Origin of the sequence: Nocardiopsis sp. SBT366, from assembly GCF_001083815.1 — a bacterium.
GTDB lineage: Bacteria > Actinomycetota > Actinomycetes > Streptosporangiales > Streptosporangiaceae > Nocardiopsis > Nocardiopsis prasina.
In genome coordinates this window covers 1-15,403 of record NZ_LAVM01000025.1, presented here as the reverse complement: position 1 = coordinate 15,403, position 15,403 = coordinate 1, and the positions used below count along the sequence as shown (strand labels likewise).

Genomic DNA, 15,403 nt, shown 5'->3' with positions numbered 1-15,403 from the left:
AACGAGTGGGCACTACCGCTGTAGCACCCAAGAGGATGGCAGTTGGCCACCGGTCGACACCAACAACGAACGAAGAGCAGGAGACCACGTGTCCACCGTCGAACTCACCAAAGACAACTTCGCGGAAACGCTGAAGGACAACAGCTTCGTCCTGATCGACTTCTGGGCTGACTGGTGCGGTCCCTGCCGCCAGTTCGCCCCCGTGTTCGACAAGTCCTCGGAGAAGCACTCGGACATCGTGCACGCCAAGGTCGACACCGAGGCCCAGCGAGAGCTCGCCTTCGAGTTCAAGATCCAGTCCATTCCGACCCTGATGATCGTGCGCGACCAGACGGTGATCTACAACGAGCCGGGTGCCCTCCCCTCCGAGGCCCTGGAGAGCCTGATCACCCAGGCCCGGGAACTGGACATGGACGAGGTCAAGCAGAAGATCTCCGAGCAGGGCGCGGACGCCAAGGAGTAGGGCGCCCCACCGCCCCCGTTTCACCGACCGCCCCGACGACCGTGCCACGACCGGCACGGAACCGTCGGGGCGGTCGTGTGCGCCACGGCGGAGGACACCCGATCGTCGCCGGCGGTCGCCACCCTGACCGGGAAGGACACCGGGAGGTCACCGGGGGCTTCCCACTCCACCGCGCACGTTCATCTTGGCCACGGGGTTCGTTCACCCGGGCTTCACACGGACATATTTGCATGGGAGTCGACCGCACTCCGCGGGTTTCATCCCCTCGTGCACACCGAGCTCCGTCCGACCCGGAAGTGGCCCCATGTCTGTCAGCAACACCGCGACCCCGCGAGGCACCGAGTCCGGCCGCGGCATCGCCCCCGACACCGTCCGGTACAACCGCGAGGTTCCCGGCCTGGGCGACCCCGTCTTCGACATCAGCGACCTGTCGATCCACTACGGGTCCAACAAGGCCGTGCGTGACGTGAACATGCAGGTGGGCCCGCGCCAGATCACCGCGATGATCGGCCCGTCCGGCTGCGGCAAGAGCACGGTCCTGCGCACGCTCAACCGGATGAACGACCTCATTCCGGGCGCGCGGATCGAGGGTCGGGTGACCTACCACGGCGAGGACCTGTACGCGTCCGACGTGGACCCGATCGAGGTCCGCCGCCGGATCGGGATGGTCTTCCAAAAGCCCAACCCGTTCCCCAAGTCCATCTACGACAACGTCGCCTACGGACCCCGGATCAACGGGACGCGCGGCAACATGGACGACCTGGTCGAGGAGACCCTGACCAAGGCCGCCCTGTGGGACGAGGTCAAGGACAAGCTGAAGGAGAGCGCCTTCGCCCTCTCCGGCGGCCAGCAGCAGCGCCTGTGCATCGCCCGCACCATCGCGGTGAACCCCGAGGTCATCCTCATGGACGAGCCCTGTTCGGCGCTCGACCCGATCGCCACCCTCAAGATCGAGGACCTCATGTACGAGCTGGCGGCCGAGTACACGATCGTCATCGTCACCCACAACATGCAGCAGGCGGCGCGCGTCTCGGACCGCACGGCCTTCTTCACCGCGAGCGTGGACGGCGAGGGCGACCGCTACGGCAGCCTCGTGGAGTACGACGAGACCGCGACGATCTTCAGCAAGCCCTCCGACCAGCGCACGGAGGACTACATCTCGGGCCGCTTCGGGTAACCCGACCCGGTCGAGCTCCCCCCCCCCCCGCCGTTCTCGACGAAGTGGACCCGCCCATGCCCGCGCTCACCTCCTCCGCCCCGGTCCCCCCGCCCACCGGCGCGCCGGACGACGAGGTGAGAACGCGGCGCGCGGAGGGTCCGCTGAGGGTCCTGCTGGTGGAGCCCGAGTCCGAGCAGTCACACCAGCTGGTGCTCTCGCTGAGCGGACACGACGTGGACATCACGGTGTGCGTGGACGGTGCCGAGGCCCTGCTCCGGGTGGGGATGGTGCGGCCCGACACGCTGCTGACCAACGCCGCTCCGCCCGAGGTGGACCTGGAGACGCTGGTGCGGGTGACGCGCCGGGCCATGGACATCCCGATCCTGATCGGGGTGGGCGCGGGCGACTCGCAGAGGGCGATGCGGGCCCTCTCCGCGGGGGCCACCGCCTGTGTGAACCGCCCCTACCGCATCCCGGAGCTCGCGGCGCTGTTGCGCGGTTCGCTTCCCGGGAACGAGGTCGCCCCGCCGCCGAACGCGGGCGGTCCGGTGGCGCTGCGCTCGGGCGACCTGGAGCTGGACGCCCTGGGGCACCGGCTGTTCGTGGACGGGCAGCCGGTCAACCTGGCCCTGCGGGAGTTCGGGATCATGGACTTCCTGCTCCGGCACAGCGGCCGGGTGGTGAGCCGGGAGGAGCTGTGGACCGAGGTCTGGCGCAAGCCGCTTCCGCCGGTGAACAACACGATCGCCGTGCACATACGGCGCCTGCGGCACAAGCTGGGTGACTCCGAGGCCCAGCCCCGGTTCATCCACACGGTCCGGGGCATCGGCTACCGGCTGGACACGGTGAGCGGCGGGTAGGCGGACAAGGGAAATCGCGTACTTTTTCGAGGGCCGTCCGTCTGACACGGGACCGGCCCCCCATTCATGTGCGCGTCACCTTTTTCGGATTCCCACGGAAGGGTGACTCCCCGGGAATGCGAAGTTGTCATCCCCCTGAACCACACCCCCCGGCAGCACGCTCGGACACGTGATCATCACAGCAGGTCAGAGCACACACCTCCGCGACGCGACCGCAGACACCCGCCGGGGCGCACACCATCGCACACCGTGGCCGTTATCAAAAAGTAACCCCCATTCACCTGCCATTCACTGTTCTTCTACCCAACCGCCTCTATTTCGATGACACCGCGACTTTCTACGCGCCTAGTGTCGTTTTACGTCAGCCCCGACAGCGGTCATTCAACGAGGAGAACCACGACATGCGCAACGGGCGTTCCAAGCTCGCCGTCCTGGCGGCCATCCCCCTGCTCGCCACGGCGTGCGGCAGCGGCTCCGACGGCGCGGACAACGGCTCCGCCGACGGTGCCGATCTCAGCGCCTCGCTGACCGGTGCCGGGGCCAGCTTCCCCGACCCGCTCTTCCAGGACTGGATGCACACCTACAGTCAGGACGTGCAGCCCGGCGTCAGCATCAACTACCAGAGCGTGGGCTCCGGTGCCGGTATCGAGCAGTTCCTTGAGCAGACGGTCAACTTCGGTTCCTCCGAGCGCTACCTGACCGACGAGGACCTGGCCACCGCCGCCGACGGCCGCGGCTGCGAGGCCATCCAGTTCCCGGTCGTGTTCGGCTCGGTCGTCATCGCCTTCGACAACCCCGACCTCGACGGTCTGGTCCTGGACGCCGAGACCATCGCCGGCATCTACTCCGGTGACATCACCTCGTACACGGACCCGGCCATCGCCGACCTCAACCCGGACGTGGACCTGCCGGACGACGAGATCATCCCGGTCCACCGTTCCGACAGCTCCGGTACCACCGAGGTCTTCACCCACTACCTCTCCACCGAGGTGGAGTCGTGGGCCGACGAGTACGGCTCCGGCGGCGAGATCGACTGGGCCCCCGGCCTGGTCGGCGGCCAGGGCAACGACGGTGTCGCCCAGGGCATCAGCCAGAACCCGGGCGGTGTGGGCTACGTGAACCAGGCCTTCGCGCAGGAGGCCGGTCTGGCCTCCGCCCAGGTGATCAACGCGGACGGCGAGCCCATCGCGCCGACCCTGGAGTCCACCACGGCCGCCTCCGAGGAGGCGGAGATCCCCGAGGACTTCCGCTTCAGCATCGACGGCATCGGCGGCGCGGGCTACCCGATCGCCGGTACCAACTGGATCTTCACCTACACCTGCGGCTACGAGCAGGCCGAGGCCGACGCGATCATCGACTTCTGGACCTGGGCCCTGACCGACGAGGGCGCCAACGAGATCGTCGCCGAGCTGGGCTACGCCCCCCTGGGTGACGAGCTGAAGGAGCGCGTGCTCGCCGAGATCGAGCGCACCAACTCCGAGAACGAGGGCGGTGACGACGCGGAGGCCGACGCTGACGCCGACACCGAGGACGGTTCCGAGGGCTAGCCCTCACAGGGGCCGGGGCCGGAGCGCCCCGGCCCCGCTCCCTGCCCCGACCGGGGCGCCACCGCGTCTCCCACTCCCACGAAAGCCATCAAGAGGAGAAGCTCCATGTCCACTGAGGCCCCAGAGGCCGCCCCGGCCCCGGAGGAACCCCGGCGGGGCACGACGCTGAGGTCGAGCAAGGGGAGGATGGCCGACCCCCTCTTCAAGTGGGCGGTAGCGTCCTGCGGCACCATCGTCCTGGTCATCCTGGCCCTGATGGTCCTGCGCACCACCACCGAGGCCTGGCCCGTCTTCGCCAAGGAGGGCTTCTTCGGCTTCCTCACCGGCGAGCAGTGGCAGTCGGGCAACTCCCGGACCGAGATCACCGGCACCTACGGCGCCTGGCCGTTCATCTACGGCACCCTGGTGACAGCGACCATCGCCATCGTCATCGCGCTGCCGCTGGCGATCATGGTCTCCTTCTACCTCACCCACCTGGCGCCCCGACGGATCGCGAAGCCGCTCTCCTACACGGTGGAGCTCCTCGCGGCGGTTCCCAGCGTCATCTTCGGCCTGTGGGGCCTGCACTGGTTCCTGCCGAACGTGCTGCGGCCGTTCTTCGAGTTCCTGGAGGGCGTCCTCGGCTGGTTCTTCCTCTTCGAGGGCCCGATCCGCGGGGTCGGCTACCTGTCCGCCGGGATCGTCCTGGCCATCATGATCCTGCCGATCATGACCGCCATCATCCGCGAGGTCATCGCGGTGCACCCGGTTGAACAGCGGATGGCCGCCTACGCGCTGGGCTCCACACGCTGGGAGGTCCTGCGCAACGTGGTCCTGCCCGCCAGCTTCTCCGGCATCGTCGCGGCCGCCATGCTCGGCCTGGGCCGCGCGCTGGGCGAGACCATCGCGGTCCTGATGCTGATCGGCGGCTCCCAGTCCTGGGGCGCGAGCCTCTTCGGGACCGGCAGCAGCATGGCCTCGCACATCGCCGCGACCTTCGGCGAGGCCACCCCCGAGTCCAGGACCGCGCTGATGGCCATCGGTGTGGCCCTCTTCCTGGTCACGATGATCGTCAACATCCTCGCCCGCGTCATCGTCTGGCGTCTGGGACGCATGACGGGAGACGCCGCCGTATGAGCACCATGACCGAGACTCCCCCCAGCAGGCACGCCCCCCTGAGCCAGCGGCCCCCGGGTTCGTCGTTGCGGCGCCTGAAGGACCGCGGCGCCACGGTGGTGCTGACCGCCGCGATGGTCATCGCGATGATCCCGTTGGTCCTCATCGTCTTCGAGGTGACCCGTCGCGGCATCGGCGTGGTCAACCTGGACTTCGTCACCCAGACCGAGCCGCCGCCCCGGCGCGAAGGCGGCGGCTACGCGGCCGGGTTCTTCGGGACGCTGTACATCATGGCGCTGGCCGTCCTGATGTCGATCCCCTTCGGCATCGCCACCGCCGTGTACATCGTGGAGTACGGGCCCAACCGCCTCACTTCCGCGATCCGCTTCTTCACCGACGTGATGACCGGCATCCCGTCGATCTTCGTGGGTCTGTTCGTGTACGGCCTGCTGGTGATCGGCTGGGGCGGCATGGGCTTCGGTACCTTCGTCGGCGCGGTGGCCATCGCGGTGATGATGCTGCCGATCGTGACGCGGTCCTCCGAGGAGATGCTGCGGCTGGTTCCGAACGAGATGCGCAACGCCAGCTACGGTCTGGGGGCGCGCAAGTGGCAGACCATCGTGCACACGGTGCTGCCCGCCGCCGCGCCCGGTCTGACCACGGGTTCGATGCTGGCGATCGCGCGCGGGATCGGTGAGACCGCGCCGCTGCTGCTGACGGCCTTCGGTACGGGTCTGATCGTGACGAGCTTCCAGGGCAGCCCGCAGGGCGCCGTCCCGATGCAGCTGTACCGGGGCGCCACGCAGCCCTTCGAGTCCGGTATCGACCGCGCTTGGGGCGCCGCGCTGTGCCTGTTCATCCTGGTGCTGGCCTTCACGGTGGTCGCCCGCTGGGTCGGCTCGAAGGCCTCCACGAACACGCACTGACCCCCGCTGACCCGCTGTCAGGCACGTCTCCCCCAGAGGGGCCGCCGCCACCGTCCACCGGACGGGGCACGGCCCCTCTCGCGCGTTCCTGCCGCGGTACGCGGTCACAGGCCCGGCTCCCTGCGACCCGGGCTCTCTTCGTGCCGTCTCCGACACACGACCGCCCCCGAACCCGCACGTCGGCACCGTCACCCGGAAGGCATGGGACGGCCAACCGCCCGGCGGCCGGGGCCTCCCGGTGGCCCCGGCGGGGCGTGCCTCGATAGCCTGGCGCGAGTTCGTTCCCCAGCAGATCCGGAGAGCCCCCGATGGCCGACACCACCGAGTACGCCGCCACCTTCACCCTCGTGGACACAGACAACGACGGCCTCATCTCCGCCCAGGAGCTGGCCTCGCTGATGCGCAACCTCGGCGACCAGACCACCGACGAGCAGGCCGCCGAGGTCGTGCGCGCGATGGACAGCGACGGCGACGAGCGGATCTCCCTGGAGGAGTTCGCCCGCTACATGTCCCGCGACCAGGGCTGATCTCAGAGGGGGTTCGAGGCCAGGTAGACCACGTCCGGGATGCCCCGGGCCACCACCACCTCCGCGACCTCCACCGTGCCGAAGCGGGTCCGCAGCAGGGCCTCGAAGCTGTCCACGCTGTTGGCGCTCCAGAAGGAGAGCACCCCGCCGGGGGTGAGCAGCCGGGTCAGCTGTTCGAGCCCGGCCGCCTCGTACAGACGGTTGTTGTTCTCGACCACGGTCCAGTCCGGGCCGTTGTCGGTGTCCAGGCAGATGACGTCGAAGCGGCCGGGCTGGTCGGCGGCCGAGGCCTCGGCGATCCAGGCGACGATGTCGGCGTTGTGCACTCGGCAGCGGGGGTCGCGGTGGACGTACTCGGCGGCCTCACCGAGCTCGCCCTCGTGCCAGGCGATCACCTGGGGTTCGAGCTCCACCACGTCCACGCGGGACACCCGGGGGTTGTCGAGCGCCTCTCGGGCGGAGAAGCCCACGCCCAGCCCGCCGACCAGCACGCGGGCGTGTGAGCGCCCCGGGGGAAGCTCGGCCAGGCTCAGGCGCACCATCTCGCGCTCGGAGGTGCCGTCGCGGGTGTCCATGAGGAAAAGGCCGTTGGAATAGATCTCGTAGTGGGCACCCACCTGGCGAAGTACCAGGTCACCGCCGGTCTCACCCGTCACTCTGGCGACGGTGACGGATTCACCCTCGACTTCGGGGTCTCGCGTTGGCTGGTTCATGCACCACATTGTGCCCCCGATCATGTTCCCGCGCGGCGGGCCGGTGAAGTACCACTTGTTGACTCATCAGTAGGTTGGGTTCCGGCGCGTCACGAGAGGAGTGCATGACCATGGGAAAACGCCTGGACAGGCTGCGCGGAGCGGCCCCGCTCGCGCTGGGGGCGATGTTCGTGGGTTCGGGGGTGCTGCACTTCGTGGCCCCGAGGCCGTTCGAGTCGATCATGCCGCGTCGGCTGCCCGCTCACCGGGCGTTCGTCTACGGGAGCGGCGCGGCCGAACTGGCCTGCGGCGTGGGCCTGCTGACCCGCCGGAGGTGGGCCGGACCGGCCAGCGCCGCACTGCTGCTGGCCGTGTGGCCCGCCAACGTCCAGATGGCGCTGGACTCGGGGTCGGGACGGCTGCCGTCGGTGGCCGACAACAAGGCGGTCGCCTGGGGCCGCGTCCCGCTCCAGGCCCCCCTGATCTGGGCCGCCCTCCAGTCCCGCCCCAAGCGGGACAACCCCGGTGGCTGACCGCTGAGGACCCTTAGGGCACCTGTGGCGAGCGGTCCGGTGGTCCGGGTGGGTGCACCTCAGACCCCGGGCTCCGGATCCTCGGCCGTGGCGTGTCCCCGGTGGGCGGCCATCGACTCGGCGGCCCGTCGTCGGGGGACCGCCATCTCGTAGACCGCGTACGCCGCCAGGAGCAGGGCTGGGACCGCCGCGAGCGTCCCGTACGCGGGATCGGTCGCGAACCCGGCGCCGACCAGGGACAGGGCCAGCATCGCGATGGTCAGGGACCCGATTCCACGCGGCTGCCAGGGGTTGAACGTGTACCAGTGGCGTTCCCACGCCAGCAGGTAGACCACCCGGCCCAGCTCCGGATCGCTCACCCGTTCGCCCGCACGGATCACGCGCGCGGCCCTGCGGCGAAGCCGCGAGAAGTACGGGGCCCGGTCGATCAGGCGTTCGCGGTGGACCTGGCCCCGGGTGTATCCGCGCTCGGGGGTGACCCGCATGCGGACGGCGAACGTCACCAGGACCGTGGTCGCCACGACGAGGACCCAGGGGGTCCAGGTGGGAAGGATGCTCGGATCAGTGTCCACCGAAGACCTGCTTCCTGTGGGGGGCGAGTGGGGTTGATCCCCCGGAGGACGCGGTCGAACCGTCCCCCCGGGGCCCGGGGGGACGGCGCGACGGTGACTGAGGGAACTACGCCGAGTCGGCGCTGGTTCGCGCGGTGAACCGGTGTACCAGGGCCGCCGGAACCGCGCAGACCCAACCCAGGCAGACCGCCCAGAGCAGGCCCGTCAGGGCCCCGGCGAGCGCGTAGGCGAACAGGGCCACCGGCCCGGCGCCCACGGCCAGCACGGCGGCGACCGCGCGCAGGGCGTTGGCCAGGGCCAACCCAAGGAGCACACCGGCCCAGGCGGACAGCAGGACCCGCCAGGCGTTCGCCTCGGGACGCACCCGGAGTGCCCGTCGGACCCACCACCCGGTGACGGCGGCCAGTGCCGCGGCGGCGACGATCTCGGTCGCCAGGTGCCAGTCGGGCTGTCCGACGACGGTGGTGAGACTGAGCCTGGGGAAGGCGAAGGGGACGCCGAGTGCCGTGGGCAGGGTCAGCCAGGCGGCGCGTGACCCCAGCCAGGTGAGGAACGCTGCGCTCCCGAAGAGCAGGCAGGGGAGGAGGGTCGTGACCCCTGCGACGGACGGTACGAGGGCGGTGGGGGCATTGCGAACAACATTCACCTTCTGCATGATAGTGATCCAGCTCTCACCCCAGGAGCGAGATTGCAGCGCACCGGCAAGCGCGGGCTCGTCACGGCCGCACTGACAGTGCTCGTGCTGGTGCTCGGCCTCGTCGCCGCGCTCACCCGGCACGAGCCGGGGCCCACCCGGTACCTCACCGACGACCGGGGCAGGGCGCTCTTCCTCCACGGGCTCAACACCTCAGGCTCCGCCAAGGGCGACCCCGACCGGCTGCCGTGGATCACCGAGGACGACGTCCAGGCCGAGTACGACGCGATGGGCACCAACTTCGTCCGCTTCCTCATCCAGTGGCAGGCCCTGGAACCCGAAGAGGGCGTCTACGACGAGGCGTACCTGGACGCCGTCGCCGAGCGGGTCGAGTGGTACGCCGACCGCGGCTACCACGTGCTGCTCGACATGCACCAGGACCTGTACGGCCGCCACACCAGCCCCGAGGAGCACTCCGGCAACGGCGCCCCCGAGTGGGCCACCCACAACGACGGCCTGCGGGTGGAGAGCCACGAGATGTGGGAACTGGTCTACCTGGAGCCCGGAGTGGTGCGCTCCTTCGACCACTTCTGGGGGACCACCGGCGAACACCCCGGGCTGATGGACGCCTACGCCGACGCCTGGCGCCACGTGGCCGAGCGTTTCTCCGGCCATCCGGCGGTGATCGGCTACGACCTCATGAACGAACCGTTCGGCGGCAGCCTCCAGGGACCCGACTTCGAGGCCGGTCCGCTGGCCGAGCTGTACCGCCGGTCCGTCGCACGGGTCCGGGAGGTCGACCAGGACACGTGGATCTTCGTGGAGGGCCAGGCCGTGGGCGTGAACTGGGGCCTGCCCTCGTTTCTGCCCAGGCTGGACGACCCCCGCGAGGGTGAACCGAGGATCGTCTACGCGCCGCACATGTACGCCCTGCCCATGGACCTGGGCCAGCCCTACGAGGGCGCGGCGCTGGAGCGGATCGACGCCAGCGTGGAACTGTGGTCGCGCAACGTCCGGGTGGTGGGCGAACGCCTGGAGGCACCGATCGTGCTGGGCGAGTTCGGCCTGGACATGTCCGGGCCGGGCGCGCCGGAGTTCGTCTCCCGGATGCTGGCGGAGACCGAGTCGATGGCGGCCGGACGCGTCTACTGGTCCAACGACCACGACGGCTGGGGACCATGGGAGGAGCGGGCGGAGGGCGAGGACCTCACGCCCGGCCCGCTCGCCCACGTGATGAACCGGGCCTACCCGCGCGCCGTGGCGGGCCGACCCCTGGAACTGGGACCCCACGACGCCGACGGTGCGCTGTCGGTGCGCTACGCCGAGAACGGGGCGTCCGGGGCGACCGAGCTCTACCTGCCCGAGGACGTCTTTGGGCAGGGGTTCGACCTCACCGTGGACACCCCCGCCGGGGACGACGGCTGGACGTCGCGCTGGGACGGCGGGAGACGGATCCTGCACGTCACCGTCACTGGCGCCGCCGACGGCGACGAGACCGTCCTGACCGTCGCCCCCTCCTGACCGGGGCCGCCGTGGCTACAGGCGGCAGGCGTAGATGTCGGTGACCAGGATGGCGCGGGCGCCGAGCTGCCAGAGGTCGTCCATGATCCGCTGGGCATCCTTGCGGGGCACCATCGAGCGAACCGCGACCCAGCCCTCACGGTGCAGCGGGGAGACCGTGGGCCCCTCCATGCCGGGAGTGAGGGCGACAGCCGCCTCCAGGTTCTCGGCGTGCACGTCGTAGTCCATCATCACGTAGTCGCGGGCCACGAGGACGCCGCGCAGGCGGCGCAGCAGCTGGTCGATCTGCCGGTCCTCGGGGGCGTCCGTGGGCCGGATGACCACGGCCTCCGAGATCAGGATCGGGTCGCCGAAGGTCTCCATCCCCGCGTTGCGCAGCGTGGTGCCGGTGGAGACGACGTCGGCCACCGCGTCGGCCACGCCGAGCTGTACCGAGCTCTCCACGGCCCCGTCCAGGTGGATGACGCGCGCGTCGATGCCGCGCTCCTCCAGGTACGCGCGGAGCAGCTCGTCGAAGGACGTGGCGATGCGCTTGCCGTTGAGGTCGGAGACGTCCATCCCGCCGCCGCCGGGCGCGGCGAAGCGGAAGGTGGAGCCGCCGAAGCCCAGTGCGAGGACCTCGTCGACCGGGGCTCCGGAGTCCAGCAGCATGTCGCGGCCGGTGATCCCGGCCTGGAGGATGCCCTCGCCGACGTAGACGGCGATGTCCTTGGGGCGGAGGAAGAAGAACTCGGTGTTGTTGTCCGGGTCGACCAGCACGAGGTCGCGGCTGCTCTTGCGCTGCCGGTACCCGGCCTCGCGGAGCATCTGGACGGCGGGTTCGGACAGCTGGCCCTTGTTGGGCACGGCGATGCGGAGCATGTCGGGCATTGGGATTCCTTGTCAGCTCTGGCGTGGTTCGGGGACGTCGGTGGGCCGGTCCGCGCACGCGCCCGGCGAGGGGCGCGCGGTACCGGCCTACAGATGCTTGTAGACGTCCTCGAGCCGCAGGCCACGGGCCAGCATCAGGACCTGGAGGTGGTAGAGGAGCTGCGAGATCTCTTCGGCGGCGTCTTCGTCCGACTCGTACTCGGCGGCCATCCAGACCTCAGCGGCCTCCTCGACGACCTTCTTGCCGATGGCATGGACGCCAGCGTCGAGTTGGGCGACGGTCCCGGACCCCTCGGGGCGGGAGCGTGCCTTCTCGGACAGCTCGGCGAACAGCTCTTCGAAGGTCTTCATGGTCTCTTTCCTCGACCGACAGTGCGCTACCAGGGTAGGCGCAACCGACGCCCGGTGACCAACCGGGGACCGAATGTCCCAGTATGTGAGAGGGCCAGGTCAGGCCATGCGGCGGGCGACGGCGCGGATCAGCGGGCGGGGCAGGAGGCGCAGGAGGCCGTCGGCGGCCCTGTACTGGGGTCCGGAGACGACCGCCGAACGCCCGGCGGACCAGGCGATGAGGGAGTCGCGGACGATGTGCTCCTTGGGCACGAACGCGAAGGCGGGCATCCCCTGTTCCTGGACGCCGCGGGTCATGTCGGTGCGCACGAATCCGGGCAGGACCACGGTGACGTGGACGCCGTGTCCGCGCACCTCGGCGGCGACGCTCTCGCTCCACAGGGTCACGAACTTCTTGCCCGCGCCGTACACGGAACCCCCCGGGTTGACGGGGATCTCCCCGGCCATCGAGGCGACGTTGACCACGCCCAGCCCCTCCTTGTACCCGTTCGCGCGACGGGCGATCTGCACGGGCAGGACGGCGCGGGCCAGCTTGAGGACGGCGCGGACGTTGAGGTCGATCATCGCGTCGATCTCGGCGGGATCCTGCTCGGCGAAGGTGCCCCCGTCGCCGCGCCCGGCGTTGTTGACGAGCAGGTCCACGGGCGCGAGCTCGCCGGTGCCATCCTCGACCAGCCGCGCGGCGACGGCTGCGACGCCCTCGGATGTGCCGAGGTCCGCGCGCAGGACCTCGACCGCGGTCCCGTACCGCTCACGGACGTCGTCAGCGAGGTCGGCCAGGAGGTCGTGGCGGCGCGCGACCACGACGAGGGCGTACCCGCGCTGGGCGAGACGCCGGGCGTACTCCTCCCCGATCCCGCCGGAGGCCCCGGTGACCAGCGCGGTCCGGGTGTGGGCGGGGGTCTCGGGGGTGGCGTCGGCGTCACTCATGCCCCTCAGAGTAGGGCGTGGCGCCGTGGCCGTCCGGGGGCGGGAGCGCCCCTCGGGGCGCGGACCCGGCGCCGGGGTTCCCATCCCGGCGGTGTTCATGGCCACGCGGTGTTTCCGGGACAAAGGGCCGCGCGGTCTCCCCAGGGGCACACCGACGCGTTAGCGTTCAGTCATGTCCGAGACCCAGAGCCCCACCGGACCCCTGGCCGCCCTCAGGCTGGAGGAACGTCTGCGTGACACCAGACTCTTCTTCAGCCAGGCGCTGCGCACCTTCCATGCGACGGGTTCCATCGTGCCCAGCAGCAGTGCCCTGGCGCACGCCATGGCCGAGCACATCCGCCACCGACCCGATCCCGACGAACCGCTGCGCATTCTGGAGGCGGGCGCCGGAACCGGCGCCATCAGCCGCGGGATCGCCGACGCGATGCGCCCCGGTGACACCGTGGACCTCGTGGAGGCCAACCCGGAGTTCGCGGCCTACGTCGAGCACCTGTTGGAGACCGACCCCCAGATGTCGCCGATCGCGGACAGTGCGGAGGTGCACGCCTGTCTGGTCGACGAGATGGGCACCGACCGCACCTACGACGTGATCGTCTCCGGCCTGCCGTTCGCCAACTTCACCGCCGACACCGTGCGCGGCATCCTCGACTACTACTTCACCGTGCTCCGCCCGGGCGGGACGCTCTCCTTCTACGGCTACCTGTACACGAAGGAGGTCAAGGCGGTGATCGCCCGCCGCGAGGACTACCTGCGCCAGGCGCGGACCAGTTGGGTGGTGCAGGACTGGCTGGACCGTTACGGGATCGGCTCGGAGAAGGTGTTCGCCAACCTCCCGCCCGCGTGGGTGCACCATCTGCGCAAGCCGGAATGGGAGTCGTCGAGCTCCTGACCCGGCGCTTCGGCGCGCACCCCCCACACCTCCCCGGTTCCGCTCACCCCGTCCACAGGCCGTGGACTCCCTTCCACGGCCCGCGGGCGGGGTCTGGCACATACGGACCCGTTCCGTATGAGTGATCTGCATCACTTGCTTCTCGTGCACGCGCACGTGCGCGGCGCGGGTAGTCTCGCGTTGACTTCTGAGGCACCTGACCTTTTACAGAACAGCACGGATGCCCGGTTTATCCGTTTGAATGCCAAATGTTCTTTAGGTCTACTCAAAGGCCCGTGAAGTTCATCCCGCGCCATACGTCCCTGGGTCTACGTTTTCCCTACGAGATCCATGTGATCCAGACACATGCGCGCGGAGTCCTACATCTCACCTATTTCCCAGGTCGGTAATGGACCAGTGGAGGAGGCAACGTGACGCTCACCCAGGTGGTCAAGGCGACTCCGGCGGTCCCGCAGGGACCAACGGACACGACCCTGGAGACCATGCCCCTCGACGTCCGGCAGCGCGTCTCCGCGCTGGCCCGCACCTCGCGCCTGCTCGTGGCCTGCGACTACGACGGTGCTCTCGCACCGGTGGCATCCGACCACCGGGGTCCCCTCCCCGAGGCCGTCAGGGCCCTGCGCGACCTCGCGGACCTGCCCGGCACCGTGTGCGCGGTCATCTCCGCCAGGGCCCTGCGTGACCTGGCCGCCCTCTCCAGGCTGCCCTCGGAGGTCCGCCTCGTGGGCGCCTACGGCACCGAGTTCGACACCGATCTCACGATCGACCCCCGTCACCCCGGCACCGGCCCCGACGCCCCGCCCGCCGACAAGTCCGCCGCGCTCGAACTCCTGCGCGAGCAGGTCGAGGCCACCGCGATCCTCTACATCGGCGGCGGCGAGGGCGAGGAGCCGGTGTTCGCGAACCTGAACGCCGGGGCCGACGCGGGCGTGCGGGTCGGCGAGGAGCACACGGTGGCCGCGCACAGCGTCCCCGACACCCCCACCGCCGCGGCCCTGCTCACCCTCCTGGCCACCGAACGCCGCTCCTGGGTCTTCGGGGAGCGCCCCACCCCCATCGAGCGCATGTCGATGCTCTCCAACCAGGCCTCCGTGGCACTGCTGGGCCCGGACGCGCGCCTGTCCTGGTTCTGCCACCCCGAGCCGGACTCCAACGCCCTGTTCGCCGAGGTCCTGGGTGGCCGTCAGGCCGGGGTCTTCGCGATCTCGCCCGCCCACGGCGGCCTCCCCCTCGGCCAGCGCTACCTACCGGGCACGATGACCGTGCGCACCCGCTGGTCCCGCCTGGAGGTCACCGACTACCTCGCCCACGACACCGAGCCCGGACGCACCGACCTCGTCCGGGTGATCGGCGGCGTCACCCCCGCCACCGTCGAGTTCGCCCCGCGTCCCGACTTCGGCCGCGCCCCCATCCGCATCACCGTCGAGCCCGAGGGCCTGCGCGTCCAGGGCGCCGACTTCCCGATGGTCCTGCGCTCCCCCGGCGTGGAGTGGCGGGTGGACCACGACGGCACCGACGACGTCGCCCGCGCGACCGTCCACCCGAGGTCCGAGCGCCCCGTGGTGCTGGAGCTGCGCTGCGGCACCGACTCCCTGACCGCCGAGGAGGCCACCGAGGCGCAGCGCCAGGAACAGGCCGCCCTCCACTGGTCCTCCTGGGTGCGGGACCTGGACCTGCCGCGCACCGAGAACGTCCTCGCCGCGCGCTCCGCGCTGACTCTGCGGGGTCTGTGCACCCCCACCGGCGGTGTCATGGCCGCCGCGACCACCTCCCTGCCCGAGGAGATCGGCGGCGTCCGTAACTGGGACTACCGCTACTGCTGGCTCCGCGACGG

Annotated in this window: 17 protein-coding genes; 11 read left to right on the top strand and 6 right to left on the bottom strand. The window is 70.2% G+C overall.

Annotated features, from left to right (window positions below; all coding sequences use genetic code 11):
* The first annotated feature begins 88 nt into the window (after positions 1–88).
* The 7 genes from trxA to ADX84_RS09920 all read left to right on the top strand — a co-directional run bounded on the left by trxA (position 89) and on the right by ADX84_RS09920 (position 6,577).
* The gene (trxA, locus tag ADX84_RS09950; protein ID WP_049571034.1) at positions 89–463 is read left to right on the top strand and encodes a thioredoxin; all 375 of its coding nucleotides are present in this window, start codon (positions 89–91) and stop codon (positions 461–463) included.
* Positions 464–767: 304 nt separating this feature from the next.
* Positions 768–1,640, top strand: coding sequence for a phosphate ABC transporter ATP-binding protein PstB (gene pstB / locus ADX84_RS09945; RefSeq protein WP_049571031.1), 873 nt, complete (start codon positions 768–770; stop codon positions 1,638–1,640).
* A gap of 56 nt (positions 1,641–1,696) precedes the next feature.
* On the top strand, positions 1,697–2,482 hold the full coding sequence (locus tag ADX84_RS09940; RefSeq protein ID WP_049571024.1) for a response regulator transcription factor: 786 nt from the start codon (positions 1,697–1,699) through the stop codon (positions 2,480–2,482).
* A gap of 401 nt (positions 2,483–2,883) precedes the next feature.
* Positions 2,884–4,029, top strand: coding sequence for a phosphate ABC transporter substrate-binding protein PstS (gene pstS / locus ADX84_RS09935; protein ID WP_049571020.1), 1,146 nt, complete (start codon positions 2,884–2,886; stop codon positions 4,027–4,029).
* 105 nt (positions 4,030–4,134) lie between these two features.
* A complete protein-coding gene (pstC, locus tag ADX84_RS09930; RefSeq protein ID WP_049571018.1) occupies positions 4,135–5,145 on the top strand; it encodes a phosphate ABC transporter permease subunit PstC in 1,011 nt (336 codons plus the stop codon).
* The gene (gene pstA / locus ADX84_RS09925) at positions 5,142–6,050 is read left to right on the top strand and encodes a phosphate ABC transporter permease PstA (RefSeq protein ID WP_049571015.1); all 909 of its coding nucleotides are present in this window, start codon (positions 5,142–5,144) and stop codon (positions 6,048–6,050) included. Before pstC ends, pstA begins: the two co-directional genes overlap by 4 nt.
* 308 nt (positions 6,051–6,358) lie before the next feature.
* On the top strand, positions 6,359–6,577 hold the full coding sequence (locus tag ADX84_RS09920; RefSeq protein ID WP_049571013.1) for an EF-hand domain-containing protein: 219 nt from the start codon (positions 6,359–6,361) through the stop codon (positions 6,575–6,577).
* Between the two features lie 2 nt (positions 6,578–6,579).
* On the opposite strand, the gene ADX84_RS09915 is transcribed toward ADX84_RS09920, so the two are convergent.
* On the bottom strand, positions 6,580–7,299 hold the full coding sequence (locus tag ADX84_RS09915) for a spermidine synthase (protein WP_234003908.1): 720 nt from the start codon (positions 7,297–7,299) through the stop codon (positions 6,580–6,582).
* A 95-nt stretch (positions 7,300–7,394) separates the two neighbouring features.
* Here ADX84_RS09915 and ADX84_RS09910 point away from each other — a divergent pair, with 95 nt between their 5' ends.
* A complete protein-coding gene (locus tag ADX84_RS09910; protein ID WP_049571006.1) occupies positions 7,395–7,802 on the top strand; it encodes a DoxX family protein in 408 nt (135 codons plus the stop codon).
* A 59-nt stretch (positions 7,803–7,861) separates the two neighbouring features.
* On the opposite strand, the gene ADX84_RS09905 is transcribed toward ADX84_RS09910, so the two are convergent.
* A complete protein-coding gene (locus tag ADX84_RS09905) occupies positions 7,862–8,374 on the bottom strand; it encodes a hypothetical protein (RefSeq protein ID WP_049571002.1) in 513 nt (170 codons plus the stop codon).
* 106 nt (positions 8,375–8,480) lie between these two features.
* Entirely contained in the window at positions 8,481–9,029 is a 549-nt protein-coding gene (locus ADX84_RS09900) for a hypothetical protein (protein WP_049571000.1), read from the bottom strand.
* 33 nt (positions 9,030–9,062) lie between these two features.
* On the opposite strand from ADX84_RS09900, the gene ADX84_RS09895 reads away from it, so the two are divergent.
* On the top strand, positions 9,063–10,529 hold the full coding sequence (locus ADX84_RS09895; RefSeq protein ID WP_049570998.1) for a cellulase family glycosylhydrolase: 1,467 nt from the start codon (positions 9,063–9,065) through the stop codon (positions 10,527–10,529).
* A 15-nt stretch (positions 10,530–10,544) separates the two neighbouring features.
* Here ADX84_RS09895 and hisG read toward each other — a convergent pair whose 3' ends face one another.
* The 3 genes from hisG to ADX84_RS09880 all read right to left on the bottom strand — a co-directional run bounded on the left by hisG (position 10,545) and on the right by ADX84_RS09880 (position 12,680).
* Complete coding sequence (gene hisG / locus ADX84_RS09890; RefSeq protein ID WP_049570993.1) at positions 10,545–11,399, bottom strand: ATP phosphoribosyltransferase; 855 nt, start codon at positions 11,397–11,399, stop codon at positions 10,545–10,547.
* Positions 11,400–11,486: 87 nt separating this feature from the next.
* Entirely contained in the window at positions 11,487–11,750 is a 264-nt protein-coding gene (locus ADX84_RS09885; RefSeq protein WP_017546893.1) for a phosphoribosyl-ATP diphosphatase, read from the bottom strand.
* A gap of 99 nt (positions 11,751–11,849) precedes the next feature.
* On the bottom strand, positions 11,850–12,680 hold the full coding sequence (locus tag ADX84_RS09880) for an SDR family oxidoreductase (RefSeq protein ID WP_049570989.1): 831 nt from the start codon (positions 12,678–12,680) through the stop codon (positions 11,850–11,852).
* A gap of 172 nt (positions 12,681–12,852) precedes the next feature.
* Here ADX84_RS09880 and ADX84_RS09875 point away from each other — a divergent pair, with 172 nt between their 5' ends.
* Both ADX84_RS09875 and ADX84_RS09870 read left to right on the top strand, forming a co-directional pair.
* The gene (locus ADX84_RS09875) at positions 12,853–13,569 is read left to right on the top strand and encodes a class I SAM-dependent methyltransferase (protein ID WP_049570986.1); all 717 of its coding nucleotides are present in this window, start codon (positions 12,853–12,855) and stop codon (positions 13,567–13,569) included.
* 410 nt (positions 13,570–13,979) lie between these two features.
* Positions 13,980–15,403: trehalase-like domain-containing protein (locus ADX84_RS09870; RefSeq protein WP_234003903.1), on the top strand; the 1,424-nt coding region annotated here is incomplete at its 3' end.